This window comes from Flavobacterium sp. GQ95 (assembly GCF_059758655.1).
Genome location: NZ_JCAXEB010000061.1, coordinates 1 through 713, shown reverse-complemented (window position 1 = coordinate 713; position 713 = coordinate 1). Strand labels below are relative to the sequence as shown.

Annotated in this window: 1 protein-coding gene; it reads left to right on the top strand. The window is 42.5% G+C overall.

Annotation, left to right across the window (positions count from 1 at the left end; genetic code table 11):
• On the top strand, window positions 1-713 hold a 713-nt coding region (locus tag AC6CH4_RS25925), incomplete at both ends, for a discoidin domain-containing protein (protein ID WP_498108221.1).

Here is a 713-nt window from a genome sequence, read left to right as displayed (position 1 = left end):
AGATGTAAAATTCACTTCTGAGCAGCAAAACCCTGGTTTTACCTTCACAGAGCCCGGGCTGTACAGTATTGAGCTTAAAGCGGCTACTGCTTCTGGTGTCAAGTTAAAAAAAATAGAAGATGCCATAAGGGTAACAGCCCCGCCTTTGTCGGATTTTACTGCTGTTACTGCTTTTAAAAGCGTTCCCAAGGCAGGGTGGAGCGTAAAATATGTGAGTAGTGAATATAGTGCAGCAAAGCATGCTTTTGATGGTAGTCATTTTCCTTGGGCTCCTTATTATGGAGTCCCACTTCCCCATGATCTTCAGATTGATATGGGGGCTGACTATAAAATAGACGGGTTTAGGACTGAGAGTGGTAACTATGATAAAAACATTAAGGATTATGAATTTTCTGTAAGTGCTGACGGTGTAAACTGGACGCTGGTAAAATCAGGCACCTGGGATAAAAACAAGGCTGTTATAGAGGATCTTTTCTCAGCCACTACCGCCCGTTATATCCGTCTTAAGGTTTTGTCCGTATATGATACCACCACTACCGTTATCGCTATTGAAGAATTGTATGTTAAAGGTGCAGGTGAAGATGTGCTACAGGTTTTAGGGGGCGAATCGGTTTCCTTTGCGGACCTATCTGGTAATATACCGACTTCTTGGTTGTGGAAAATCAGCAAGGATGGGGTTGTAAAATTGACTTCGGACAAGCAAAATCCAAATT